Origin of the sequence: Clostridium vitabionis (genome assembly GCF_015351765.1) — a bacterium.
Classification (GTDB): domain Bacteria; phylum Bacillota; class Clostridia; order Lachnospirales; family Lachnospiraceae; genus Clostridium_R; species Clostridium_R vitabionis.
In genome coordinates this window covers 406551-431958 of sequence record NZ_JADKQA010000001.1, presented here as the reverse complement: position 1 = coordinate 431958, position 25408 = coordinate 406551, and the positions used below count along the sequence as shown (strand labels likewise).

The 25408-nt window shown below is 59.5% G+C and carries 22 protein-coding genes; 3 read left to right on the top strand and 19 right to left on the bottom strand.

The features are described 5' to 3' along the window. Positions 1-193 precede the first annotated feature (193 nt). The 13 genes from ISF27_RS01865 to ISF27_RS01805 all read right to left on the bottom strand — a co-directional run bounded on the left by ISF27_RS01865 (position 194) and on the right by ISF27_RS01805 (position 12174). A complete protein-coding gene (locus ISF27_RS01865) occupies positions 194-1090 on the bottom strand; it encodes an RnfABCDGE type electron transport complex subunit B (RefSeq protein ID WP_194608569.1) in 897 nt (298 codons plus the stop codon). A gap of 15 nt (positions 1091-1105) precedes the next feature. Continuing rightward, positions 1106-1684 carry an electron transport complex protein RnfA gene (locus ISF27_RS01860; RefSeq protein WP_194608567.1) on the bottom strand — a complete coding sequence of 193 codons (579 nt, stop codon included), beginning with the start codon at positions 1682-1684 and terminating at the stop codon, positions 1106-1108. 14 nt (positions 1685-1698) lie between these two features. Further along, positions 1699-2385, bottom strand: coding sequence for an electron transport complex subunit RsxE (gene rsxE, locus ISF27_RS01855; protein WP_194608564.1), 687 nt, complete (start codon positions 2383-2385; stop codon positions 1699-1701). Between the two features lie 16 nt (positions 2386-2401). Beyond that, on the bottom strand, positions 2402-3013 hold the full coding sequence (locus tag ISF27_RS01850) for an RnfABCDGE type electron transport complex subunit G (RefSeq protein ID WP_194608563.1): 612 nt from the start codon (positions 3011-3013) through the stop codon (positions 2402-2404). Then, positions 3010-3972, bottom strand: coding sequence for an RnfABCDGE type electron transport complex subunit D (locus ISF27_RS01845; RefSeq protein ID WP_194608561.1), 963 nt, complete (start codon positions 3970-3972; stop codon positions 3010-3012). The genes ISF27_RS01850 and ISF27_RS01845 overlap by 4 nt, the downstream gene beginning before the upstream one ends. Before the next feature lie 18 nt (positions 3973-3990). Then, positions 3991-5322, bottom strand: coding sequence for an electron transport complex subunit RsxC (rsxC, locus tag ISF27_RS01840; RefSeq protein ID WP_194609618.1), 1332 nt, complete (start codon positions 5320-5322; stop codon positions 3991-3993). 322 nt (positions 5323-5644) lie between these two features. Next, the gene (locus ISF27_RS01835; protein WP_194608560.1) at positions 5645-7021 is read right to left on the bottom strand and encodes a sodium-dependent transporter; all 1377 of its coding nucleotides are present in this window, start codon (positions 7019-7021) and stop codon (positions 5645-5647) included. Between the two features lie 87 nt (positions 7022-7108). Then, on the bottom strand, positions 7109-8389 hold the full coding sequence (hflX, locus tag ISF27_RS01830) for a GTPase HflX (RefSeq protein ID WP_194608559.1): 1281 nt from the start codon (positions 8387-8389) through the stop codon (positions 7109-7111). Between the two features lies 1 nt (position 8390). Continuing rightward, positions 8391-9380 carry a tetratricopeptide repeat protein gene (locus tag ISF27_RS01825; protein ID WP_194608558.1) on the bottom strand — a complete coding sequence of 330 codons (990 nt, stop codon included), beginning with the start codon at positions 9378-9380 and terminating at the stop codon, positions 8391-8393. An 11-nt stretch (positions 9381-9391) separates the two neighbouring features. Further along, entirely contained in the window at positions 9392-9823 is a 432-nt protein-coding gene (locus tag ISF27_RS01820) for a dUTP diphosphatase (RefSeq protein WP_194608557.1), read from the bottom strand. After that, entirely contained in the window at positions 9813-10424 is a 612-nt protein-coding gene (scpB, locus tag ISF27_RS01815) for an SMC-Scp complex subunit ScpB (RefSeq protein WP_194608556.1), read from the bottom strand. The genes ISF27_RS01820 and scpB overlap by 11 nt, the downstream gene beginning before the upstream one ends. After that, complete coding sequence (locus ISF27_RS01810; protein ID WP_194608555.1) at positions 10417-11226, bottom strand: segregation and condensation protein A; 810 nt, start codon at positions 11224-11226, stop codon at positions 10417-10419. The genes scpB and ISF27_RS01810 overlap by 8 nt, the downstream gene beginning before the upstream one ends. 3 nt (positions 11227-11229) lie before the next feature. After that, positions 11230-12174, bottom strand: coding sequence for a metallophosphoesterase (locus tag ISF27_RS01805; protein WP_194608554.1), 945 nt, complete (start codon positions 12172-12174; stop codon positions 11230-11232). Between the two features lie 183 nt (positions 12175-12357). On the opposite strand from ISF27_RS01805, the gene ISF27_RS01800 reads away from it, so the two are divergent. Further along, positions 12358-13695, top strand: coding sequence for an MATE family efflux transporter (locus ISF27_RS01800; RefSeq protein ID WP_194608553.1), 1338 nt, complete (start codon positions 12358-12360; stop codon positions 13693-13695). A gap of 75 nt (positions 13696-13770) precedes the next feature. Here the strand turns inward: ISF27_RS01800 and ISF27_RS01795 are convergent, their stop codons facing one another. From ISF27_RS01795 to ISF27_RS01780, 4 genes are all read right to left on the bottom strand, one after another. Beyond that, positions 13771-14973, bottom strand: coding sequence for an iron-containing alcohol dehydrogenase (locus tag ISF27_RS01795; RefSeq protein WP_194608551.1), 1203 nt, complete (start codon positions 14971-14973; stop codon positions 13771-13773). Between the two features lie 88 nt (positions 14974-15061). Further along, positions 15062-17476 carry a leucine--tRNA ligase gene (gene leuS, locus ISF27_RS01790; RefSeq protein WP_194608549.1) on the bottom strand — a complete coding sequence of 805 codons (2415 nt, stop codon included), beginning with the start codon at positions 17474-17476 and terminating at the stop codon, positions 15062-15064. A gap of 269 nt (positions 17477-17745) precedes the next feature. Then, positions 17746-18246, bottom strand: coding sequence for a CarD family transcriptional regulator (locus ISF27_RS01785; RefSeq protein WP_194608548.1), 501 nt, complete (start codon positions 18244-18246; stop codon positions 17746-17748). Positions 18247-18452: 206 nt separating this feature from the next. Beyond that, a complete protein-coding gene (locus ISF27_RS01780; protein WP_194608547.1) occupies positions 18453-20546 on the bottom strand; it encodes an elongation factor G in 2094 nt (697 codons plus the stop codon). Positions 20547-20976: 430 nt separating this feature from the next. Here ISF27_RS01780 and ISF27_RS01775 point away from each other — a divergent pair, with 430 nt between their 5' ends. Continuing rightward, positions 20977-22077, top strand: coding sequence for a prephenate dehydrogenase (locus tag ISF27_RS01775; protein ID WP_194608546.1), 1101 nt, complete (start codon positions 20977-20979; stop codon positions 22075-22077). 111 nt (positions 22078-22188) lie between these two features. Continuing rightward, positions 22189-23520 carry a 3-phosphoshikimate 1-carboxyvinyltransferase gene (gene aroA / locus ISF27_RS01770; protein WP_194608545.1) on the top strand — a complete coding sequence of 444 codons (1332 nt, stop codon included), beginning with the start codon at positions 22189-22191 and terminating at the stop codon, positions 23518-23520. A gap of 92 nt (positions 23521-23612) precedes the next feature. Here aroA and ISF27_RS01765 read toward each other — a convergent pair whose 3' ends face one another. Both ISF27_RS01765 and ISF27_RS01760 read right to left on the bottom strand, forming a co-directional pair. Then, positions 23613-24428, bottom strand: a complete 816-nt coding sequence (locus ISF27_RS01765; protein WP_194608544.1) for an ABC transporter ATP-binding protein — start codon at positions 24426-24428, stop codon at positions 23613-23615. After that, positions 24428-25375 carry an ABC transporter permease gene (locus ISF27_RS01760; RefSeq protein ID WP_194608543.1) on the bottom strand — a complete coding sequence of 316 codons (948 nt, stop codon included), beginning with the start codon at positions 25373-25375 and terminating at the stop codon, positions 24428-24430. The genes ISF27_RS01765 and ISF27_RS01760 overlap by 1 nt, the downstream gene beginning before the upstream one ends. Between the last annotated feature and the right edge of the window lie 33 nt (positions 25376-25408).

Below are 25408 nucleotides of genomic sequence, written 5' to 3'. Positions count from 1 at the left end.
CGCCTTATTCGGAAATATTCTCAGCTTTGCGATGAAATTCATCGTTATATCTGCTTTTTTTAGTATGTCTCTTCAACAATCTGCCCATGTGCGCAAAGTATTTGCCCAGCTTTCCGCCGGAAGACAAAGAAGCCGCAGACCCCGTTCGGGATCCGCAGCCTCTGAAAATCCTCATTTCGTGAGCTTCGGGAAATCAGGCATTTGCCTCCGGCTTTGCCGCCGCAGCCTTGGCCTTCGCGGCAGCAGCCGCCTCGGCCTTCTTCTTTGCCAGGTTCTCGCGGAGCTTGTCGGCATTCGGGTTCTGGATGACCTTCTTCGGGCAGACCGCCGCGCACATGCCGCAATTCTTGCACTTCGCGTAGTCGATCACCGGAAGGTCGCCGACCATGTGGATCGCGTCAAACTTGCAGGCCTTCACGCAGAGCGTGCAGCCGATGCAGCCGTTGTCGCAGACCTTCATAACCTTCGGCCCCTTGTCCTTGTTCTCGCACTGGACGAAAGTCTTCTGCTTGTACGGAACCAGCTCGATCAGGTTCTGCGGGCAGGCAGTAATGCACTTGCCGCAGGCTTTGCACTTCTCCTTGTCGACAACCGCAACACCGTCCTTCACGTGGATGGCATCAAACTCACAGACCGTCACACAGGTGCCGTAGCCCATGCAGCCGTAGGTGCAGGCCTTGTCACCAGCACCCGGAACCACGGAAGCCATCCGGCAGTCCTTGAGGCCGGAATAGTTATACTGAACCTTCGCCTTGCCGCAGTAGCCCCTGCATTTCACATAGGCAACATTCTTCTCCGCGGCTTCGGCAGTCACACCCATGATCTGGGCGACTTCCCTGCCGACCGGATCACCGCCGACCGGGCATCCGTTGACCGGAGCCTGGCCGGAAGCAATGGCCTTCGCCATGGCGTCGCAGCCCGCAAAACCGCAGGCACCGCAGTTATTGCCCGGGAGTGCGGCACGGACGGCAGCTTCCCTCTCGTCAACCTCAACCTTGAACTTCTCACCGAAAAGACCAAGGCAGATGCCGACGACAATCCCGACGATGGCGACAACCGCGGTCGAGGTGATAATCATTGTCGTTCCCATTTTCCTTGCCTCCCTTTACATCTTGAGTCCGGAGAAACCGAAGAACGCGATTGCCATCAGGCAGGCGGTAATCAGTACGATCGGCATTCCCTGGAAGCTGTACGGTACATCATTGCCATCCAGGCGTTCACGAATTCCAGCCAGAAGGCAGATGGAAATCGCGTAACCGATGGCGGTACCTAAACCATAGACAATACTCTGCGCAAAATTGTAGCCCTTGCTCGCGTTGTCGATCGCCACGCCGAGAACGGCGCAGTTTGTTGTGATCAGCGGCAGATAAATGCCCAGGGCGTTGTACAGGGCAGGCATGTTCTTCTTCATGAACATCTCGACGATCTGAACCAGGGCCGCGATGACCAGGATGAAGACGATGGTTCTCAGATATTCAAGACCAAGCGGAACCAGAACCGCGGCATAGAGAATGTGCGCCACGATCGAGGCGATAAAAATAACGAAGATAACGGCGCCGCCCATGCCGGCAGAGTTGTTGAGGCTCTTGGATACACCGACGAAGGAGCAGATTCCGAGGAACCGGCTCAGAACGACGTTGCTGACCAGCGCGGAGCTGATCGCAAGAATAAGCAATTCTTTCATCTGAACTCTCCTCCTTACTCTGTCTTGGCAGCTTCACTGCCCTCGTGCTTCATGAAGCCGATGACCGCCATATTGTCGCCGGTCATCCCGTCCTCGCGGACATTCGTCGCGCTCGGGAACTTCAGCTTGTTCTGGATCGCGCAGAGGATAGCGATCACGAAGAACGCGCCGGGAGCCAGAATAAAGATGGAAATCGGAGTGTAGCTGCTCGGAAGTACCTGGACACCGAATACCGTGCCGGCGCCGAGGAGCTCACGGATCGCACCGAGGACGGTCAGCGCTACGGTGAAGCCAAGACCCATGCCGAGGCCGTCGAACAGGGACAGCAGCGGCGGGTTCTTCATGGCAAATGCCTCAGCGCGGCCGAGGATGATGCAGTTAACAACGATCAGCGGGATGTAGATGCCGAGAGCCGCATAGAGGGCCGGTGTGTAGGCATGCATCAGCATATCCACGACGGTGACCAGGGAGGCGACAACAACAATCTCTCCGGGCAGGCGGACACGGTCAGGAATCACATTCCGCAGGGCCGAAATCAGCAGGTTCGAGAGAACCAGAACCGCTGTGGAGGAAAGGCCCATGCCGACGCCGTTGATCGCTGCCGTGGAGACGGCCAGTGTCGGGCAGAGGCCCAGCATCTGCACCAGCGTCGGGTTTTCCTTCCATAAACCATTATAAATTCTTTCTGCGTATTTATTCATTTCGACGCCTCCCCTGTCACTTCAGCAGCGCATTGTTGGCAAAGTAAACTGCCGTATTGACTGCCGCTGTGGTTGCCTTGGAACTGAAGGTTGCGCCGCTGATTGCCTTGATCTGGTTATCCGCGGACGGATCGGTCTTGACAAGCTCAAGCGTATCCGCTGCCTTATCATTAAACTGATCCTTAAACTCCGGATCCTTTGCCTTCATACCAAGACCCGGGGTCTCGTCGATGCTGACAAAGCCGATACCGGTGATCTTCTTGTCCTCGGTGATCCCGACCGCAACCTCGATATCTCCCTTGTAGCCGTCCCCGGAAGTGGCAACGACCACATAGCCGAGTTCCTTGCCGGAAGCGTCCTTCGCGGTGAGTGCGTCATTGACGGTAACATTCCCGAATCCCTGCTCAGCAAGACCGGACTCCGTCTTGGCAATCAGGTCTTCCAGGCCGTCAACCTCCGTGAACTCGGAGGCTTCGGAAAATACAGACTGATAGGTTTCCTCTTTCTCTTTCTGCTCTGCTTCCGCGATCGGGCCGGAGGTGACAGCATTTGCCGCACCAAGAGCCAAGCCGGCGATCAGCGTAATCAGGAAGAGAACCAGGGCGTCATGGACAATAGACTTATTCATGCCTTCTTCGCCTCCTTCTTGGCTTTCTCGATGCCGAATGTCTGCGGAAGTGTCCAGCGCTCAATCAGCGGAACGAGCAGGTTGCTCAGGATGATCGCGTAGGATACGCCTTCCGGTGAAGCACCGCGCAGACGGAAGATCGAGGTGATAAATCCGAGGATAATGCCGTAAACGACCTGCCCCTTCGGGGTGATCGGGCTGGTGACATAATCGGTCGCCATGAAGAACGCGCCGAAGATCAGGCCGCCGGCGAGAACCTCATACAGCACATAGCCGGCGTTGAAGCCGCCGAACAGGAACATGAACACGGCGAAGGAACCGATATAGATCAGCGGGATCTTCGGGCTGATGACCTTGCGGACAATCATGTAAATGCCGCCGGCCAGCAGGCAGACTGCGGAGGTCTCACCGATGGTTCCCGGGGTGGCTCCGACGAAGAGCTGTCCCAGCGTGTAGGTGGCCATATCTCCGCCTCTCGCCGCGGCGAGAGGGGTAGCGCCGGATACGGTATCAAAGCCGATCTTCGCGCAGGAGAAATTGTTCATCAGGCCGGCGAAGGAGATAAGCAGGAAGCATCTTGCCGCCAGCGCCGGGTTCATGAAGTTCTGGCCGAGGCCGCCGTACAGCTGCTTAACCACGATGATCGCGAAGACGCCGCCGAGAACCGGAACCCAGGCCGGGATCTGCGGGGGCATATTCAGCGCGAGGATCATGCCGGTGACAACCGCGCTCATGTCGGAGATGGTGACCGGCTTGTGCATGGCCTTTTCATAGATATATTCGGAGAGAACACAGGCGATGACCGTAGCGATGAGGACGATCAGGGAGTTCAGGCCGAAATGAACGATTCCGTATACTGAGGTCGGAATCATGGCAATCACCACGTCGAGCATCAGCGTCCGTGTAGACACCTTGCTCTTGACATGCGGTGACGACGAAACATTAAACATATTTTCCATTTTCTCTCGTCCTCCCGATTACTTCTTTTTTCTCCGCGCAGCGGCGACGGCCTTGCGCATCTGCTTGAATGCCTGCGTCAGCGGACGATGTGCCGGGCAGATAAACGCGCAGGAACCGCACTCGACGCACTCCATGCCGTTCAGGGCAACGAAGCCTTCCATATCCTGACGCTCGGAGACCGTCATCATCATCTGCGGAACCAGGTGCTCCGGACATACATCCACGCAGCGACCGCAGCGGATGCACGGTGTCGGGGCGTTAGCCGCGATCTCGTCCTTGGTAAAGCAGGTCAGGGCGGACGAAGTCTTAGCTACCGGGAAATCGATAGAGAACAGGGCCTGGCCCATCATCGGGCCGCCGGAAAGCATCTTCTCCGGCTGGGTCTTGAAACCGCCGGCTGCCTCAACCAGCCTCTTATAGCAGGTGCCGAGGCGGACCTCAAAGTTCTGCGGTGTGGTGACCGCGTCGCCGGTGACCGTGATGATCTTGCGGATCAGCGGAGTCGTCTTGCAGACCGCGTTGTAGATCGATACCACCGTATCGGTGTTGTCGACGATGCAGCCCGCGTCCGCCGGGAGCTTCCCGGAATTGATCTCTCTGCCGGTGACCGCCTTGATCAGCGTACGCTCGCCACCCTGAGGGTATTTCGTCAGCAGCTCACATACCTCGATGCGCGGTTCATCCTTGACCAGCTCGCTCAGCTTCTTGATTGCCTCCGGCTTGTTATTCTCGATGCCGATAACACCCTTCGCGTTATCGAACAGCGCAAGCATAACCTTTAAGCCGCCGACAATCTTCTCCGGCTGCTCCATCATCAAGCGGTAATCGCTAGTCAGGTACGGCTCGCACTCCGCGCCGTTGACAATGACATAGTCAATGCCGTCCGGATTCTTCGGGGCGAGCTTAACATGCGTCGGAAAGCCCGCACCGCCGAGGCCGGTGATCCCGGCATCCTTGACGATCTGGACAATCTCCTCCTTGGAGAGCTTCGTATAGTCGCGATCCTCCCCAAAGTGCTCGATGGCTTCTTCCTTGCCGTCATTCTCCACGATAATGGAATTCACCATCGCCCCGTTGGCAACCAGCCTCGGCTCAATTTTCTTGACCGTGCCGGATACGGAACTGAGGACATTTGCGGAGATGAAACCTCCGGGCTCTGCGATGATCTGTCCCTTAAGGACGCGGTCGCCGACCTTTACCAGCGGTTTTGCAGGTGCGCCAATGTGCTGAGACAGCGGGAACACCATCTCCTCACCGGGAAGCGGTGCAAGAACACTGATCGGTCTGTCCTGAGAGAGCTCTTTTCCCTCATACGGATGCACGCCGCCTTTAAATGTAGCCAAACCCATCAATTAAACCTTCTTTCTACCTGTGTTGATTTTGCCCGGTGCACAGATCCCAACCCTCCAAAGGACTGTGCAATAGGGCACTTTTTACCGTTTGCTAGTATAACATGGAAGTGATTTATTAACAATTACTAAAGTGTTTATAAAATAACAAATCCTTGTTCTAATTTGTGTGCAATCTGAAAGCAACAAAAGCGGTCCGGGAATTCTCTCCCCGAACCGCTTTTCTTCAGCTTAAAATTGATTTGCCTGCTCAAAATATACACATTCCGGGTCTCCCTGTCCCGGCAGGAGCCATGCCCTGTACGTCACAGGCGCACACCGCTTATCCCGCGAAGAATGAGAAATACCCCTGCGCGAAGACATAGAGAAGCAGCAGCGGGCAGACCCAGGCCACATAGAACCGCACACCCTTTCCCTCCGGGAAGGCAAGGCCTTTTCCGGCATTGGCCTCCCTGAGGAAATTCCCGTACCCCCAGCCCCGGCGGGACACGCAGAACAGCAGGTAGACCAGACTGCCCAGGGGAAGAAGGTTATTGCTGACCAGGAAATCCTCGAAATCGAGCACCGTGCTCCCCGCGCCGAAGGGCTGGAGGAACGACAGGACATTGTAGCCCAGAAGGCAGGGCAGGGAAAGCAGGATCACAATGGGACAGTTGATGATGGCCGCTTTCTTCGCGCTGCACCCGGTAAGGTCGCCCGCAAAGGCCACGATGTTCTGGAAAACCGCGATCACCGTCGACATGGCGGCAAAGGACATGAACAGGAAAAACGCGCTTCCCCAGACTCTCCCCATCGCCATGTGGTTGAAGACATTGGGCAGCGTGACAAAGATCAGCGACGGCCCCTGGGACGGCGCAACCCCGTACGCGAAGCACGCCGGGAAAATGATGAGGCCGGCCATGAAGGCGACAAAGGTGTCGAGGACGAGGACATTCACCGCCTCCCCGGCCAGCCTTCTCTCCCGCCCGATGTAGCTGCCGAAGATCGCCATGGCGCCGATGCCGATGCTCAGGGTGAAAAACGACTGCCCGAGCGCGGCGAACAGGACCGTCCCCCAGCCCGCCTCGCGGATTTTGGAGAAATCCGGTTTGAGATAGAAGGCGAGCCCGGGCCCGCCTCCGGGGATCGTCAGGGAGTGCACGGCGAGGATGATCATCAGGAACAGCAGGCAGACCATCATCACTTTTGTGATCTTCTCGACGCCGTCCTGCAGCCCCCGCGCGCAGACCAGGAAGCCGAGAACCACCGCGAGAACCATAAAAGCGGCCATGGTGGCAGGCTTTCCCAGCATGGCGGAAAACTCCCCGGAGACGCCGTCCGCGTCAAGGCCGGCGAAATCTCCGCGGGCCATTTTTACAAAATAGTACAGAAGCCAGCCTGTGATCGTCGTATAGTACATCATAAGCAGGTAATTGCCGGCCATCGCAAACCACTTTTCCAGATGCCACCGGCTTCCCGCAGGTTCCAGCACGTCAAAGGACAGCGCCGCGCTCTTCCGGCTTGCCCGTCCCACCGCAAACTCCATGACGATGATCGGCAGACCGAGAAGCAGCAGGCAGCAGATATAGATCAGCACAAAGGCCGCTCCCCCATACTGGCCGACAATATAAGGAAAACGCCAGACGTTGCCGAGCCCGATGGCGCAGCCCGCGGAGATCAGGATGAAGCCGAGCCGCGACGAAAATTTTTCTCTTTCCATATCCTTTTCCAATTCCCCTCTTTTCCGCCATGCCCGAGATCCCCGGACAGCGGAAGATTTGTTCTGCGGCGGAGCATGCCGCCTTTTTCAGTTTTCTTCCTTGCCCCGGCTGTCATTGCCCAGCCCGTGTGCGAGAAACTCCCCGAACAGCTCCGCCGGGACGTAAGCCTTCACATAAATGCCGTCGTCCCGGTATTCCTCGCTGAGCATCTGCCCGTACTTCCTGATCCGGCCGACCGTTCCCGCCTCCCGGTAGTCATACCTCTCCTCGAGGTAAACCCGCCGGTCCCGGATGATCATCGCCAGGATGTCCAGAAGCTCCGGAACGCCCTCCCCGGTCTTCGCGGAGAGGCGCACCGTATAGTCAGCCCGGAGATCCTTGATGACCATAGGCGCGCCGGGCCGGTCTGTCTTATTAAAGACCGTGATGACCGGCCGGTCGCCAATGCCCAGATCCCGGAGCGTCTCGTAGACCACCTGCATTTCCAGCTCGACCCTCGGGTTCGTCACATCCGCCACGTGGATGATGATGTCACTGTATTTTGCCTCCTCGAGGGTGCTGCGGAAAGCCTCCACCAGGTTGTGGGGGAGCTTCCGGATAAAGCCGACCGTGTCCGTGAGAAGCACATTCTGTCCGCCCGGAAGCCTGAGGCTCCGGGTGGTGGGGTCAAGCGTCGCGAACAGCTTATTCTCCGCAAGCACCCCCGCACCGGTCAGGGTGTTCAGCAGGGTGGATTTGCCCGCGTTCGTATACCCGACAATCGCCGCGGAGAGGGCATAGTCCTTCTTCCGCTGGCGTCGGGTCACCTCACGGTGCCTTTCCACCTCGCGCAGCTCCGATTTCAGCTGCCCGATCCGCTCGTGAATCCGGCGGCGGTCAACCTCGAGCTTCTTCTCGCCCGGTCCGCGGGTCCCGATGCCGCCGCCCTGGCGGGACAGGTAATCGCGGAAGCCGGAGAGACGGATCGCCCGGTAGCGGAGCTGGGCGAGCTCAACCTGGATTTTCCCCTCGCTGGTCACGGCGTGGGCGGCAAAAATGTCGAGGATCACCATCGTCCGGTCCATCACCTTGACCTCAAGGGCATCCTCGAGGTTCCTGAGCTGCGCCGGGGTGAGCTCATCATCACAGACCACGCCGTCCGCCCCGGAGGCGAGAACCAGCGCCTTCAGTTCTTCCACCTTGCCCTTGCCGAGATAAGTGGCCGGGCTCGCCGTCTCCAGATTCTGGACAAGGCGGCCGGCGGCATCCGCCCCGGCCGTATCACAGAGCTCTGCGAGCTCATCCAGGGAAGCCTCCGTGTCGTCATCCGGCCGCGTGGAGACGGCAAAGAGCACCACGCGCTCCCTCTTTTCTTCGGTCTCAATCATCTCAATTTCCTCCGGAGGATTCCGCCTTTGCGGATGCGGATACGCCCTTCGCCGCGGATGTGCTCTCCGCCGCGGACGTGCCCTTCGCCGCGGACGTGCTCTCCGCCGCAGATGTGCTCTCCGCCGCAGATGTGCTCTCCGCAGGCTCCTTCCCGGATTCGGCGGTTTCCTCCTCCACAATGCCGCTGAAATCATCCTCCGTGGTATCCCCGACCCGGGTTTTCAGGAAGATAATCTCCTTTTTCAGGTTCTCATCCCCGCCGTAATTCTTGAGCACTTCCCGGAAAATGGCGAGCGCCCCCTCGAAATCGCCCTGTTTCTCGGCGAGTGCCCCCTGATTTCTCCGGACCTCCGCCACCACCTGGGCCGGCGTATTATCCTTTACCGCCTCCTGGGCTTTCTGAAATGCCTCCGCCGCGCCGTCATCATCTTCCTGATCCGCCGCGACGATCCCCTGGATGTTATACACCTCCGGGTTTGTCCATCCTGAACCGAGCAGGTCGCTGGCAAGGGCGGAGAGGCTGTCGTAGTCGCCCTTATCCTCCAGGACAGAGGCGATGGCCGAAAGCGCGATCTCCGCCCCGGGGGTGTCCGCGTTTCCCTTCTCGCGGCCGCTCGCAAAGTTCTTCCTGGCCTCATCCGCGTTGCCGAGCCCTGCCTCCGCGGCGGCGCGGAAAAACCAGTACTCGGGCTTCCCGCCGTCAATCCGGATGAGCTCGTCATAGGTGTCCGCGGCGCCCTGGTAATCTCCGCCCCGGAACTCAGCCTCCGACAGATATTTGAGGACATCCTTCCGGAAGCCGGCGGACAGTTTTCCCGTCTTATTGTACGCGGCGCGGAAGCTCTCCACCGCGCCGGAGAACTCCCCGTTATTCATCTTCACGATACCGGCAGAGCGGTCCTGCCTGGCTTCCTTCGACACCCCGCAGCCGCTTGCGGCGAGTACTGCCGAGAAGAGCAGCGCCGCGGCGGCAATCCGAATTCTTTTCAATTTTCTTCCTCTCAATTCTTTCCTGTACTGCCGAAACCGCCGCGGTTCGCATTGCCCAGGCGGCCGGCCTCCTCAAACTCGATGTTGGGCTGATGCTCCATGACGCGGAACTGGCAAATGCGGTCACCGGTCCTGATCTCCGTATCCCGGACGGCGAGCGCGGGGAAATACCACCAGTCCTCATCCCCGCAATAGCTCTCGTCGATGACCCCCATCGAGTTTGCCTGGATGATTCCGAAATTCTTGTAGGTACTGCTTCTCGGCACGACATGAGCCTCATAGCCTTGCGGAAGCTGCATGGCGACTCCGAGCGGGATCAGCCGGAACTCCCCTTTCTTCAGGGTGACATCCTCCGCCGCGCGCAGGTCGATCCAGTCCGACCTGCCGTCAATGTACTCCAGCTTTTTTATCTCGGGGTTCTGATAGCGGATCTTAATCTTCATGGTTCTCCTCCTCCCCGGCCGCCGGGTTCGTCCCCGGATCGTCCAGCCGGACTTCTCTCGCTGCCTCCCCCTTGAACCGGGAGATCTCCTCCTCCGGCACCTTCGGGAGTTCCTTCTCGGACGGAAGGCCGAACCGCCGGAGAAATTCTTCTGTTGTGCCGAACAGGGCAGGCCTTCCCGGCGCCTCCAGGCGGCCAACCTCGCAGATGAGGTCGTACTCGATCAGCCGGTTGACGGCATGATCGGATTTCACGCCGCGGATTTTCTCAATCTCCAGGCGCGTGACCGGCTGCCGGTTGGCCACGATGGCAAGGGTCTCCCGGAGGACATCCGTCAGCACCGGCTTCTTCGGAACCTTCACCACGCGGATCAGCGCCTCATAATATTTTTCCCGGGTACAGAGCTGGTACTTGCCGCCGATTTCCAGGATCTGCACGCCGCGCTCCTCAAGGTCGTACTCGTCCTTGAGCTCTCGGACAATGCGCACGGCGTCGGCGCGCCCGCATTCCAACGCCGCGGCAAGCTGCCCGGGATCCACCGGTTCCCCCATGGAAAAAAGCACCGCCTCGGCGGCATGCGCCAGAAATTTCTCATCATTCATCCGCAAAATCATCCATTTCTTCCAGATTGACCTCCTCGGCTGCACCTTCCGGCTCAATCGTCTCAATCTCCATATCGTCAAACAGCTTATCCTGCGTCAGCCGGATTTTCCCGACCTTCATCAGCTCAAGCATGGCAAGAAAAGCGACCACGACATGGATACGGTCCGATTTCCCGCCCTCCCGGACAGCCTGCCGGAAGGTAAAATGCCTCTGTCGGCGGGCGAATCGCATCACCGCGCCGACCGTCTCCTCGAGGCTCACCGGCTCCCGCCGGATCGTCCCGAAGCCGCTGCGCACCGGATCAATCCGGCTCGCCCTCCGGCGCAGGAGCTGGCGGTAAAGGTCACCGAGCTCTTCCGCGGTCAGCCCTTTGAGCATCTCATCCAGGTTGACCGGCGGGACATAGCGCGCCACCGGCTTCGGGATCGAGGGGTTTCGGAAAACCCGCGGGGCGGCTTTCTCCTCACAGAGCAGAAGCTCCCTGGAGAGATACCGGTACATCTTATACTCCAGGAGGCGGCGGACGAGCTCCTCCCGGGGATCGCCCTCCTCCTCAGCCTCCTCGCTCTCCTCCGGCGGAAGAAGCATTCTCGACTTAATGTCCAGCAGCGTCGCCGCCATCACCAGGAAGTCTGAGAGGACATCCAGGTCCTCCGTCCCCATCTGCCGCACATAGTCCAGATACTGGTCTGTGATCGTCTCGATGGGAATATCAAAAATATCAATTTTATTTTTTTCGATCAGCCTGAGGAGAAGATCCAGCGGCCCCTCGAATTTCTCCAGTTTAAATGAAATCTCCATGCTTCACCGCGTCCTTGCCCCGCGCAGGCGGGCTGTGCCGTCCCCCGTCCGGGCAGCTTCCTCCTCCCGTCCGGGCTTAAGGGTAATCCACAAGAGCTCCGGGCGGTTGTTCAGCCGGATATTGACCGAGTGCGTGCCGAGGCCGCGGCTCACGATCATCGTCTTCCCGTCCCGCGTAAACCGCCCGGCGCACTCCGGCCGGAAAAACTGCATTTGCGGCGTCATGAGCCCGCCGAGCCCCGGAATCCGGATCGTGCCGCCGTGAAAATGCCCCGACAGCGTGAGATCCGCCCCCCATCCTGCAGCGTTCCGGAAAAACTGCGGCGAATGCATGAGCAGGATCTGATACCGGTCCCGGGCCGCCTGCCCCAGCCGCTGTTCCAGGTAATCCGCCTCCATCACCGGCAGCCGGAAGCGGCACCGGTAGAGCTGCTCCGGAATGGTACAGGCGGAAAGCCTGACATCCGGGAACAGGTTCACGCTCCTGTCGCGGAGATAGACCGCGCCGAGCCGGGCGATTTCCCGAAGGAAGGGGTCGCGGAAGCACCCGTCCGGGGCAATGCCCTGGTCCAGGCGGTCCTCATGGTTTCCATCCGCGTAATACACCGGGCAGAGCCCCGCCAGGTTTGCCAGAAGCTCGAGCGTCCGCCGGGAGCGGCACGGCCTTCCGGGATGCATGATGATCATGTCCCCGCCGATCAGCACGGCGTCCGGGGAAATCCCGCGGATCTCCTGGCTCAGGCGGTCCATCTGCCCGGGTTCCCCCGACGGATAGACATTCTCATGGAGATCCGAGAGGAAGACCAGGTTCCTCTCCCGGCGGATTTTCGGCGAACTGACGATCTGGCGGTTCGTGACGAAGTGCCGCCGCTCATACTCTGAACGGGCGATGGCAGCCATGCCCGCCGCGGCGATGCCGCTGAGAAGAACCTTCCCCGGATGTTCCATGACTTCACCTCCCCGCAAGCTCCCCGGATGGTATGTCCCCGTAAAAACCACACAATAAACGGATACATTTTACAATGCGGCGGCGCGGCGCGTCAAGGCCGCGGGAAAGCCGCCTTTCCAGGGCATCTGGCGGGTGATATAATGGAGATATTGGTGTCTGATCAGCAAAAAAGGAGAATCATCATGCAGAAGGATATGACTTCCGGCCCTGTCCGTGAGGAAATTCTGGCGTTCGCGCTCCCGGTCATGGGATCGAACCTCCTCCAGGTGACCTACACGATGACCGACAGCCTGATCATCGGCAACTTCATCGGCGGCACGGCTCTCGGCGCCGTCGGCCTCGTGGGCTCGGCCGTCTGGCTCCTCACCACACTCTGCACCTCCCTGGGGACAGGGCTCGGCATCGCCGCCGCCCAGTTCTTCGGCGCGGAGAAGAAGGAGGACATCCGGGAAACCGCCGCCGCGGGGTATCTCCTCTCCGCCCTGCTGTCAGTCCTGGTCTTCGCGCTCTGCGTCCTCTTCGCGGATCCGCTGATCCGCGGCTTCCTGAAAGCACCGGAGGAGATGCAGGCGACAAGCCGGCTCTACTTCCTCATTATCGCCGGCGGGGGCATTTTCCAGTATCTCTACAATACCACCTACGGGCTGCTCCGGGCACACGGGGATTCCTCCGGGGCTATGCTGTTCCTCCTCGTCTCCGCGCTGCTGAACGTCTTCCTGGACCTTCTTCTCGTGGTCCGGATCCCGCTCGGGGTTGCCGGCGCAGCGGCGGCGACCGTGGCGGCCGAGGCCGGGGCGGCGGCAGCGAGCATGCGCTATCTCCGGAAACGGTATCCGCAGTTCCGCTCCCTCCGCGGGCTCCGCCGGGACCGGATTCTCGCGAAGGCCCGCCTGCTCATGCGGCTCAGCATCCCCATCGCCCTGCAGAGCTCCGTGACCTCGGTCTGCTTCATCATTCTCCAGCGGCTCATCAACTCCTTCGGCGCCGCCAGCATCGAGGGATACAGCGCCATGGGAAAGATCGAGAATTTTTCCCACATTCCCTCCCAGAGCTTCAACGCCGCCCTCGCCGCCTTCACCGGACAGAATGTCGGCGCGGGAAAATTTCACCGCGCAAAGGAAGGCTGGCATATCTCCATCCGGATGGGCGTCCTTCTCTGCGCGGTGTTAAGTCTCCTGATCCTCTTTAACGATACCCGGCTCCTCGGCCTGTTCGGCATTTCCGGGGAGGCGCTCCGGCGCGGCCGGGAGCACCTGGACCTGCTGATGCTCTTCGTCTGGGTCAACACGATCATGGACGTGAGCAACGGCTTCCTCCAGGGCGCCGGGGATGTGCGGACACCGGCGCTCGCAACACTCACGAACCTCGCGGTGCGCCTCGGGCTCTCCTTCGTCCTCGCCCTGACCCCGGTCTCCTGGCGCTGCTATTTTCTCAGCATGCCGCCGGCCTGGGTGCTCGCCTGCCTGGTCTCCGTCTCCCGCTGCCGCGGCGAAAAATGGAAATCCTTCAAAATCCGGTGACGCTGTCTTCGGTTTTCCCGCTCCCGGGCATCCGTGCCCCGGAGCCGCCCGCGGCCCGCGTATCCGGCGAAACGGTTATTCCGCTCTCCGGTAAATCTCCAGCATATCCCTGTCGTCCAGTACCTTGAATGTGCCGATCGTCCGCGTGTGCCCGTAGGAGCACTCGTCGGTGAAGGCATGAAGCTCCTTCTCGTCCGGCTTGTGGCCCATGAGCCCGGTCAGCGAGGTGGGCATGCCGAGCGCGCGGAAGAACTCCTCCGTCCTCGTGATGCCTTCCTCCGCGGCCTTCTCCGGGTCTTCCGCGGTGATCCCGTACGTCATGCGGGCAAATTCCGCAAACCGGCTGATGTTCTCGTGCATGACATATCTCGCCCAGGTGCCCCAGACCGCCGTGAGCGTGGCCCCGTGGGTATAGTCCCCGATGGCGGACATCGCCATGCCCAGCTGGTGGCAGGCCCAGTCGCCGTCCCGGCTGGTGTCGCCCCTGGCCCCGAGGCCGGTCAGCCCGACGTGGGAAATGCTCCCGCACCACATAATCTCGCTCATCGCCTCGTAGTTCTTCGGATCCCTGACCCCGATCGGCCCATATTTCAGGATGTCCCGGAACAGCCCGCCGGCGATCTCATCCGTCAGGTGATTGCCGAGAATCGTGGTAAAGAAGCGCTCGGAGGTGTGCATGAAGATATCCGCCGCGCCGGCGCCGATCTGCCACACCGGCAGCGTCATCGTCAGCTCGGGATCCATGACGGCAAAGCGGCAGCGGTTGAAATCGGTAGTGATGCCGCGCTTCGTCGGCGGATCCACCAGGTCGTTCGTGATGACCGCGGAATCGCTGGTCTCGCTCCCGGCCGCCGCGATGGTGAGCACCGTGCCGATCGGGAGGCTCCGTGTAATCTCCGCCTTCTTCATCCAGAAATCCCAGATCGGAACCTCAGGCGCGCAAGCCCCGTGCGCCACCGCCTTGGCGGTATCGATCACGCTGCCGCCGCCGACAGCCAGGATAAAGTCCGCGCCGAATTTCACGGCCTCTCCCCTCATCTGCTCCGCCGTACTGAGGCACGGGTTCGGCACAACGCCGCCGGAAGCCAAGACCGTAAGGCCTGCCTCCTCCAGATTTTCTGTCAGCCGGCCGATGAGGCCGCTTTTGACTGCAGAATGCCCTCCGTAAATCATAAACACCCGGCTCCCGCCGAATTTCCGGATTTCCGCTGCGGTCTTCACCCACTCCCCGGGTCCGAAGACAATCTCTGTCGGCGCGTAATAGACAAATTTTCTCATCGAAGTCTCCCCTCACAGTTCCTGTATACACCGGCGGGCAGCCCGGCATCCCGCGGGATGCCGGGCTGCCCGCCCCTCTCGGTGATCCTTACCGGGCAACGATATTGACAATCTTCCCCGGAATGTAGATTTCCTTAATGATCTTCTTGCCCTCGATAAACTTCCGGACGTTCTCCTCATCCTTCGCCATCGCGACAGCCTCCTCGCGCGGGCAGTCGACGGCGATGGTGATCGTGCCGCGGACCTTTCCATTGACCTGGACACCGATCTCGACAATATCGTCCTTCGTCTTCTCCTCGTCGTACTCCGGCCATGCGGAGAGCGTGCAGAACGTCTTCCCGTCCGGGTTCATGCCCTCAAACTGCCAGATTTCCTCGCAGATGTGCGGGGCAAACGGGCTGAGCAGCTTGATAAAGGTCAGAAGGTCGTTCTTCGTGATCTTTCCTGCCTTCACAAAATCATTGAGCAGGGTCATCATCGCTGCGATCGCCGTGTTGAACTTCATCGCCTCGATGTCCTCGGACACCTTCTTGATGGTCTTGTGTAGCTTGGACTCAAGCTCCGGGTCCTCCTTCTCCGCGGACGCGATGTCGGTCAGGGCCGCCACACGGTCAAGGAAGCGCTTGCAGCCCTTCACCGTGTCGTCACTCCACGGTGCCGCGGATGCGTAGTCGCCCATGAAAAGCACATAGGTGCGGAGCGTGTCGGCGCCGTATTCCCGGACGATGTCCACCGGGTCAACGACATTTCCCTTAGACTTGGACATCTTCTCGCCGTCCTTGCCCAGGATCATGCCCTGGTAGGTTCTCTTGGCGTAGGGCTCCGGCGTGTTCACAAGGCCGATGTCATAGAGGAAGTGGTGCCAGAACCGGGAATAGAGCAGATGGCGGGTCACGTGCTCCATGCCGCCGTTATAGTGGTCAACCGGCATCCAGTAATCGATCTTCTTCCTGTCGGCAAATGCCTTGTCGTTGTGCGGATCGCAGAACCGGAGGAAATACCAGCTCGAGCCCGCCCACTGGGGCATCGTGTCGGTCTCGCGCTTCGCCGGGCCGCCGCACTTCGGGCAGGTGCAGTTGACAAAGGATGGAATCTTCGCGAGCGGCGACTGTCCGTCCGTTCCCGGCTCGAAATTCTCCACCTCCGGGAGCGTCAGCGGCAGCTCCTCCTCGGGAACCGCGACGGTACCGCACTTCGGGCAGTGGATCAGCGGGATCGGCTCGCCCCAGTATCTCTGGCGGTTGAACGCCCAGTCCTTCATCTTGTACTGGACCCCCTTGTGGCCGATGCCCTTCTCCTCCAGGTACTCCAGCATCTTCGCGATGGAATCCTTCTTGTTGGTCATCCCGTCAAGGAAGCCGGAATTGATCATTTTCCCATCGCCGGTGTAGGCCTCCTTCGCGATGTCCCCGCCCTCGATGACCGGGAGAATCTCGCAGCCGAACTTCTTCGCGAAATCGTAGTCTCTCTGGTCGTGCGCAGGCACCGCCATGATCGCGCCGGTACCGTAGCCCATCATGACATAATCGGCGATGAAGATCGGGATCTCCTTCTCGTTCACCGGATCGACGGCGGTAAGGCCCTCGATGCGGACGCCGGTCTTATCCTTGGAAAGCTGTGTGCGCTCAAATTCCGACTTCTTCGCGCACTCCTCGCGGTATTTCTCCACCTCGGCCCAGTTGCTGATACGATCCTTGTATTTGTCCAGGATCGGGTGCTCCGGCGCCACCACCATGAAGCTGACCCCGAACAGGGTATCACAGCGGGTGGTATAGATTTCCAGCTTGTCGTCCGTCCCGGCAACCGCGAAGTTCACAAAGGCGCCGGTGGATTTGCCGATCCAGGCAACCTCCTGCTGCTTGATGGAATCCGGATAGTCCACTGTATCCAGGCCGTCGAGAAGCTTGTCGGCGTACTGGGTGATCCGGAGATACCACACATCCTTCGGCAGCTGGATGACATCCGTGTGGCAGATATCGCATTTCCCGCCCTGGCTGTCCTCGTTGGAGAGAACGACCTTGCAGTGCGGGCAGTAATTGACCAGCGTCTTCGCGCGGAAGACAAGGCCGTGCTCGAACAGCTTCAGGAAAATCCACTGAGTCCATTTATAGTAATCCGGACGGGAGGTCGCGAACTCGCGGCTCCAGTCGATCGAGAAGCCGACGCTTTTCAGCTGCTCGGTAAAATGCTTGATGTTTTTCTCGGTGATGATGTGGGGATGGGTGTTGGTCTTGATCGCGTAGTTCTCCGCCGGGAGGCCGAAGGAATCAAACCCCATCGGGAACAGGACATTGTAGCCCTGCATTCTTCTTTTCCGGGAAATCACCTCAATGCTGGAGTATGCCTTGATATGGCCGACATGCATGCCCGCGCCGGATGGGTATGGGAATTCCACCAGGCCGTACCACTTGGGCTTTTTGTCGAAATCTACCGCCTGAAAAGCCTTTGCGTCATCCCAGGCTTTCTGCCATTTCGGCTCGATGCGCTGAAAATTGTACTTCATGATCTTCTCTCCTTATTTGAATGATGCTGCCAGAACATAAGAAAAGCCCCGCGCCTCCCTGTCAAGAGACGCAGAGCAACATGGCCTTGCGCGGTACCACTCTCATTCACGCGATATTCGCGTCCCCTTTACTGCAATTCAAACCTAAACTTATCACAGGAAAGGACTGCTGTCAATCACTTCACCGCGCGGTGCCCGCGATGCTCCCGCTTCCCCGGCGGCTGCTGCCCCGGCCCGCGGTTTCCCCTGTCCGTCACGGAACCCCGGCGTCACTTCTTCTGCCCCGCAAGGCGCTCCCGGATCAGGTCGTGCACCTTCTCCGGCTTGGTGTCCAGCGCAACGGCAAATGCCTCCGTCAGGGTCTTTTCCACCGTCGACATCATCTGCTCATCGCGAACCGGAAGCTTCTTCCCCATCTTGAGACGGTGCTGTTTTCTCCGGTAGAGTTCCTTCTCGATGCTGACAATACTGTCGTAGGAATGAACGTCGAAGGCGTCCTTGTACTCCTGTTCCCTCTGCCTTTCGTTCCGGATCGTGAGTGGCTGAATGTCTTTCAAACGATCCAGCAGGGAAAGCGCTTCCTCCCTGGACATCGCCGGACGCAGCTGTTGTTCGGCCTTCGTCTCCGGAACATAAATCTTTTCCATCAGGTTTCTCACTGGCGCCAGGACGACGTATGATCTCTCTGTGCCGGTCAGGTTCAGATTCTCGATACTCTCGATCCTGCACACCATGCCGCTTCTGTGAACGACAAAATCTCCAGTCTGCATCTAGTCTCACCTCCGCTTCTATTGTAGCATGATTTTGGAACAAATGTAAGTCTTATTAAACAGGAGGTACGCCGAAAAGGGAGCCGCCGCAGATCCCCCCTCGAAATCTGCGGCAGCTCCCGGAAACACAGGCGGAAAGCCATGCTCTCTGCGGAAAATTCCGTTTTTTTCTGAATGTTCCGGCTTTATCCGGAAAATCCGTGCCTTTACTCTGCCAGCTCCGCTGCCCTCGCCTCAACCTCACGCTTCTGGACATCGCCGGGCGCCTGCTCATAGCGGCTGAAGGTATAGGAGAAATCTCCGAGCCCGCCGGTCATCGAGCGCAGGTCGGTGCAGTAGCCGTAAAGCTCGGACATCGGAATGTCCGCATTGATGGTCTGGGTATTGTCGTGGTTCGCGTTCATGCCGAGGACCCTGCCCCTGCGGCGGTTGAGGTCGCCCATGATATCGCCGGCAAACTCATTCGGCACAGTCACCATGAGGGAAGCGATGGGCTCAAGGAGAACCGGATTCGCCTCCATAAAAGCAGCCTTGAAGGCGAGCGTCGCGGCCATCTTAAACGCGAGCTCGGAGGAGTCCACCGGATGATAGGAGCCGTCCAGAAGCACCGCCTTGATTCCGACCACCGGGTATCCGGCCAGCGGTCCCTTCTGCACGCACTCGGCGATGCCCTTCTCAACAGCCGGGAAATAGTTCTTCGGCACAGCTCCGCCAAAGACCTGCTCCTCAAACACATACGGCGTATCCAGGTCGCCGGACGGCGAGAATTCCATCTTGACATCGCCGTACTGGCCGTGTCCGCCGGACTGCTTCTTGTACTTGCCCTGCTTGACCACCTTCTTGCGGATCGTCTCGCGGAAAGCGAATTTCGGCTTCGCGAGTTCAACCTCAACCTTGTACTCCTCCTTCAGGCGGCTGACCACGACATCCAGCTGCTGGTCGCCGATCCCATAGATCAGTGACTGACGGTTCTCCGCGTCATTGACCGTGCGGATCGTCAGATCCTCCTCCATGATTCTCCCGAGAGCGGTGGAAATCTTATCCTCATCACCCTTGGTCTTCGCCGCGTAGGCTTTATACGTGTACGGCTTTGAGATCTCCACCATATCGTAGGAGATTCTCGCATCCTTCGCGGACATGGTATCCCCGGTTTCCGTCACCGTGAGCTTCGCCACCGCGCCGATATCGCCGGCATGCAGCTCCGGAACCTCGATCGCTTCCTTGCCCCGGAGGATATAGAGCTTGGCAATCTTCTCATCGGCGTCCCGGGTCATATTGTAGATCGAGGTATCCGGGCGCAGGGTTCCGGTGATGACCTTCAGCAGCGTGTATCTGCCGATAAACGGATCGACGACGGTCTTGAAGACCTTGCAGCTTCTCGCCGCCTCGTCGTTATACTTTGTGACAAAGAGCTCACCGTTGGAGACATCCGTACCGGTGGCTTCCAGCGCAGCCGGCGACGGGAAATATTTGTCGATCGCCTGGAGCAGGTAGTTGAAGCCCTGGGCATTGACGCCGGACCCCATGATGACCGGAACCATGTCCCCGCTGCTGACAAACTGGCGGAGCGCCGCGGAGACCTCCTCCTCGGTAAACTCCTCGCCGCCGAAATACCGCTCCATATATTCCTCACTGGTCTCCGCGACAGCCTCGATCAGGGCGTCCCTGGCGATCCCGAGGTTTTTCTTCGTATATTCCGGAATCTCACATTCCTCGTAATCCGACAGCTTCGTAAAACGGCGGCCCTTCATCTTGACCACGTTGACGAAGCCGACAAACTTCTCATTCTCACGGATCGGAACCTGGAACGGGGCGATCTTTCTGCCGAACTGCTTCTCCAGCTTCAGGAGCAGCTCGCGGAAGCTGGCCTGGTCGTCATCCATATTCGTCACGAAGAACAGGCGGGGCATATTCAGCTTCTCGCAGAGATTCCACGCACGGATGGTGCCCGGCTCGATGCCCGCCTTGCAGTTAACCACGATCACGGCGGCGTCAGCGGCACTCAGAGCTTCCTCGACCTCGCCGACAAAATCGAAATATCCCGGCGTATCCAGAATATTCACCTTGATCGGCCCGTTCTCCCCCTTGTACTCGATCGGAATCAGGGAAGTGGAAATGGAGAACTGTCTCTTGATCTCTTCTTTATCGAAATCACTGATGGTGCTTCCTTCCGGAACACTGCCCATTCGCTTGGTTACCCCGGTAACATAAGCGAGCGCTTCAGCCACGGTGGTTTTTCCGGAACCGCCGTGGCCAAGTAAAGCCACATTTCGGATCTGACTAGTGCCGTACACGTTCATAGACTTTCCTCCTGTGAGTAAAATGATAATCTGTGTATATTGTACAGGAATACCGGCTTTAATTCAAGGTATTTTCACTATCATTCACAATTATAGGGGAAATTCTATGAAATTCTGCATTTAAATTGTTTCTGCCGCGGCGGATTTTTCGGCGATCTGCCTTCCGGCAAAACCGGCACGGCCCGCGACGCCGAAGACCCCGGACAGGCAGCCCCGGTCAGCCCTCCGAGAGAATCCTCCGGAGCGACGCCGGGAACTCGAGTGCGACCGGACCACTTTCGTCCCCGGGGCTGCAGCATTTTTCTTCCGTTCGTTTATTGTTTTAATGGTTGAAAGTATTAAATCGTTGACATGCCCGCGAACTTGTTTTAAGATGAGGCAAACAAGTTTTACCGGACAATACAGACATTTCCAGGAAGGATGGTCGGACATGGAAACTATCACAGCCGGATTTATCGGCCTCGGCCTGATCGGCGGCTCGATCGCCCGGGGGCTCAAACGCGACAACCGGAATATCCGCATTATGGCTTATATGCGCACCCGCAGCAAACTCGAGCAGGCGAAGAACGACGGGGTAGTCGATGACATTCTGGACAGCGCGGAGGACAGCCGCCTCGCTGCCTGCGACATTATTTTCCTGTGCACCCCGGTAGAATTCAACGAAATGTATCTCGAGGACATCCGCCCGCTGCTCAAGAAGGGGGCTCTGGTCACCGACGTCGGGAGCACGAAGGAGAGCGTCCACCGGACGGTCGAAAAACTGGGCATGAACCCGGTATTTGCCGGCGGCCACCCGATGGCGGGATCGGAAAAAACCGGATACGAAAATTCGACGGATCATCTTCTCGAGAATGCCTACTATATCATCACGCCGACGCCGGAGACGCCTCCGGAGCTGACCGGGCGCCTGCGGGACGTCGCGAAGGCCATCGGCGCCATCCCGATGGTGATCGATTATCACCGCCACGACCGGATTGTTGCCGCGATCAGCCATCTCCCGCACCTCATCGCCGCGACCCTGGTTAACCTGGTGCACGACAGCGATACCGCCGACCAGCTGATGAAGACGCTGGCTGCCGGCGGCTTCAAGGATCTCACCCGCATCGCCTCATCCTCGCCGGTCATGTGGGAACAGATCTGCATGACCAACACCGACAATATCGTGGACATCACCGACCGCTACATCGCATCGCTGGCTGAGCTCAGGAACCGCCTCGCGAACCGCCAGGAGGGCGCAGTCTTCGAGCTGTTCAGCCGCTCGCGCGACTACCGCAACTCCTTCCCGGACATGCACCGCGGCTCGATCATGCCCGATTTCTCGTTCTCCGTCGACTGCGTGGACGAGCCCGGTGTCATCTCGATCATTTCCTCCATCCTCGCGGTTGCCGGCATCAATATCCGGAATATCGGCATCAACAACAACCGGGAAATGGGCGAGGGCGCGATGGAGATCAGTTTCTACGACCGCGAGAGCATGGAAAAGGCCGCCCTGCGGCTCTCTTCCTACAACTACAAAATTTTCCGGAGATAACCCTTGCCTGAGGAAATCCGCGAGGGTAAGCCCGCACAGCCGTAAACCCGGCCCCGATCCGGAGATTTTCCCCGACCGGGACTTTCCGTTCTATCCGCAGGAGAAATTGTCATGAAATTTCACAGAGTTTCCCGTCTCGCCGGCACTGTGACCGTGCCGGGAGACAAATCCATATCCCACCGCGCCGTGATGTTCGGCTCCCTTGCGCGGGGAAAGACCGAGATTCAGGGCTTTCTTCCGGGAGCTGACTGCCTGTCCACGATCGGATGCTTCCGCGCGATGGGAATTCCCATCACACAGTCCGGCGACCGGGTGACCGTGGAAGGCAGAGGCCTTCGGGGCCTCTCCCCCGCCGGGAGCACTTCCGGCGTTCTCCATCTGGATACCGGGAACAGCGGCACGACAACCCGCCTGATTTCCGGCATTCTCGCCGCCCAGGATTTCCGCACGGTGCTCTCCGGGGATGACTCGCTGAATAAGCGCCCGATGAACCGGATCATCCGCCCGCTGCGCCTCATGGGCGCGGAGATCCGGAGCGGGCGGGGGGACGGATGCCCTCCCCTCATCATCGACGGCAGGCCTCTCCACGGGATCCGGTATACCTCCCCCGTCGCCTCGGCGCAGGTGAAATCCTCGATTCTCCTCGCCGGGCTCTACGCTGACGGGGAGACCTCTGTCCATGAGCCGGCACTCTCGCGTGACCACAGCGAGCGGATGCTCTCCGCCTTCGGCGCGGAACTCTCGACCAGGATTCTCGGGGATGGCAGCGCGGAAATCACGATTCACCCGGCGGAGGAGCTCCACGCGCAGCAGATCACCGTCCCGGGGGACATTTCCTCCGCGGCGTACTTTCTCGCTGCCGGCTGCATTGTCCCGGGATCGGAGATCCTCATCCGGAATGTCGGGGTGAACCCCACCCGCGCCGGGATCCTCCATGTCCTCCAGCGGATGGGCGCTGATCTCACGGTGGAAAATGCGCGGGTCAGCTCCGGCGAGCCTGTCGCGGATCTCCACGTAAAATACGGGCCGCTCCGGGGCACGGAAATCGGCGGTGCCGAGATTCCCACCCTGATCGACGAAATCCCGGTCATCGCGGCTGCCGCCTGCTTCGCGGAAGGGACAACCGTCATCCGGGACGCGGCTGAGCTCAAGGTCAAGGAATCCGACCGCATCGCGGTCATGGCGGAGGTTCTCTCCGCGATGGGCGCCGACATCACCCCCACGGAGGACGGCATGGTCATCAGCGGCCACGGGGCGGCCGGCGCTTCCTCATCCCCTCTCCGTGGCGCGGCGGTGGACAGCCACAAGGACCACCGGGTTGCCATGTCCTGCGCCGTCGCCGCCATGGCGGCAAGCGGGGAGACCGACATCCGCGACGCATCCTGCGTCGATATCTCCTATCCCGGCTTCTACAGCGACCTTCTGAAACTCGCGGATCACTGAACCGGGCATCTAAAGATACAGGAAGCCCCGCAGCGCCATCCTGGCGCTGCGGGGCTCCTCCCTTTTCTGAAAAGCGGGCATCAAAACAGAAATCAGACCCCCTGCTCGGTGCTCAGGAGAATCCGGTCATTGTCCATCGCCTCTCCCGTGCCTTCCGCGAATTTGTGCAGAAGATCGTCCACCGTCATCCCCCTGCGCTCCTTTCCGGAGACATCGAGGACAATCCTGCCGTCGCTCATCATAAGCGTCCGATTGCCCAGCTCGATCGCCTGGTTCATATTGTGGGTGACCATCAGGCAGGTGATTTTCCTCTCCCGGACGATGCTCTCGGTGAGATCCAGCACTTTCTTCGCGGTTGCCGGGTCGAGCGCCGCCGTGTGCTCGTCGAGAAGGAGCAGCTTCGGGGTCACGATGGTCGCCATCAGCAGGGTCAGCGCCTGGCGCTGGCCGCCGGAGAGCAGGCCGACCGGCTGCTCCATCCGGTCTTCCAGCCCCATATCCAGCAGGGAAAGCTTCTCCCGGAACAATTCCTTTTCCCGCCGGGATATGCGGCTGAAATAGGCGTGCCGTCTCGTGGACGCCCGGAGATAGGCGACAGCAAGATTTTCCTCGATCGTCATGTGCGGTGCCGTCCCCATGAGCGGATCCTGGAAGAGGCGGCCGACAAAGCGGCTCCGGATGTGTTCCGGAACAAAGGTGATATCCTCGCCGTCCAGCTCGATATCGCCGTCATCGACAAAGAAGGTGCCGGCGATGGCGTTAAACAGCGTTGATTTCCCGGCGCCGTTCGAGCCGACAATCGTGGCGAAATCGCCCTCCTCCATGTCGAGCGTCACGCCGTCCAGCGCGCGCTTTTCATTCACCGTCCCCGGGTTGAAGGTCTTGTGGATATTCGTGATTTTCAGCATCAGTCCGTGCCTCCCTGCATCCGCTTTCTCCTCGCTGCCACCGCCTGCGCCTTCTGGCGCCTTAAGGCAGCCATTTTCCTCACCTGGGGCGCCGCGATCGCCACGGCGACGATCACCGCCGAAACCAGCTTGAAGAATTCCGTCGGCACGTTGAGGCGCAGGGCTGCCGCGATGATCAGCCGGTAGAAGCAGGAGCCCAGGATCACGCCGAAGATGCGGACGCCGATTTTCTTCTTTCCGGTGACGCTCTCCCCAATGACCAGGGACGCGAGGGCGATCGTGACCATGCCGGTGCCGAGGTTAATGTCACAGGTCTTGTTGTACTGCCCGATCAGCGCGCCGGCAAGACCGGTCAGCGAATTGGACACGCAGAGGCCGACCGTGACCATGAAGGCGGTGTTGATCGAGGAAGCGCGGACCATCGCCGGGCTGTCTCCGGTCGCCCGGATCGAGAGGCCGAGCCGGGTGGCGAGAAACTGCTTGAGCAGGAAGCCCGCCGCCGCGATGAGCACCGCGAGGAACATGAGCCCGCTCCACTCCTGCCAGAAGGCGGAGGCATTTGCCTTGGCAATCAGGCTGAATACCGTATCCGTCCCGAAGATGGAGAGGTTCGACGAAAACCCCATGACTGCCAGGTTGACCGTGTAAAGGCCGGTATTCACGACAATGCCGGCAAGAATGCTCTGCACCCCGAATTTGGTCTGGAGCACGGCCGTCACAAAGCCGGAGCAGACACCGGCCAGCATCGCGGCAACCAGGGCGAGAACCGGATGCCCCGCCAGGGTCACCACCGCGCCGACCGCACATCCGAGCGTATAGCACCCGTCCGTGGACAGGTCGCAGATGTCCAGGATGCTGAAACTGATAAATAAGGAAAGCGCCACCAGCGAATAGATCAGCCCGACCTCCAGCGCTGTCTCCACAATTCCTGCCGTTAAAAAGCCCACGTTTTATCCTTCCTTCACTGCTAAACTATTTTT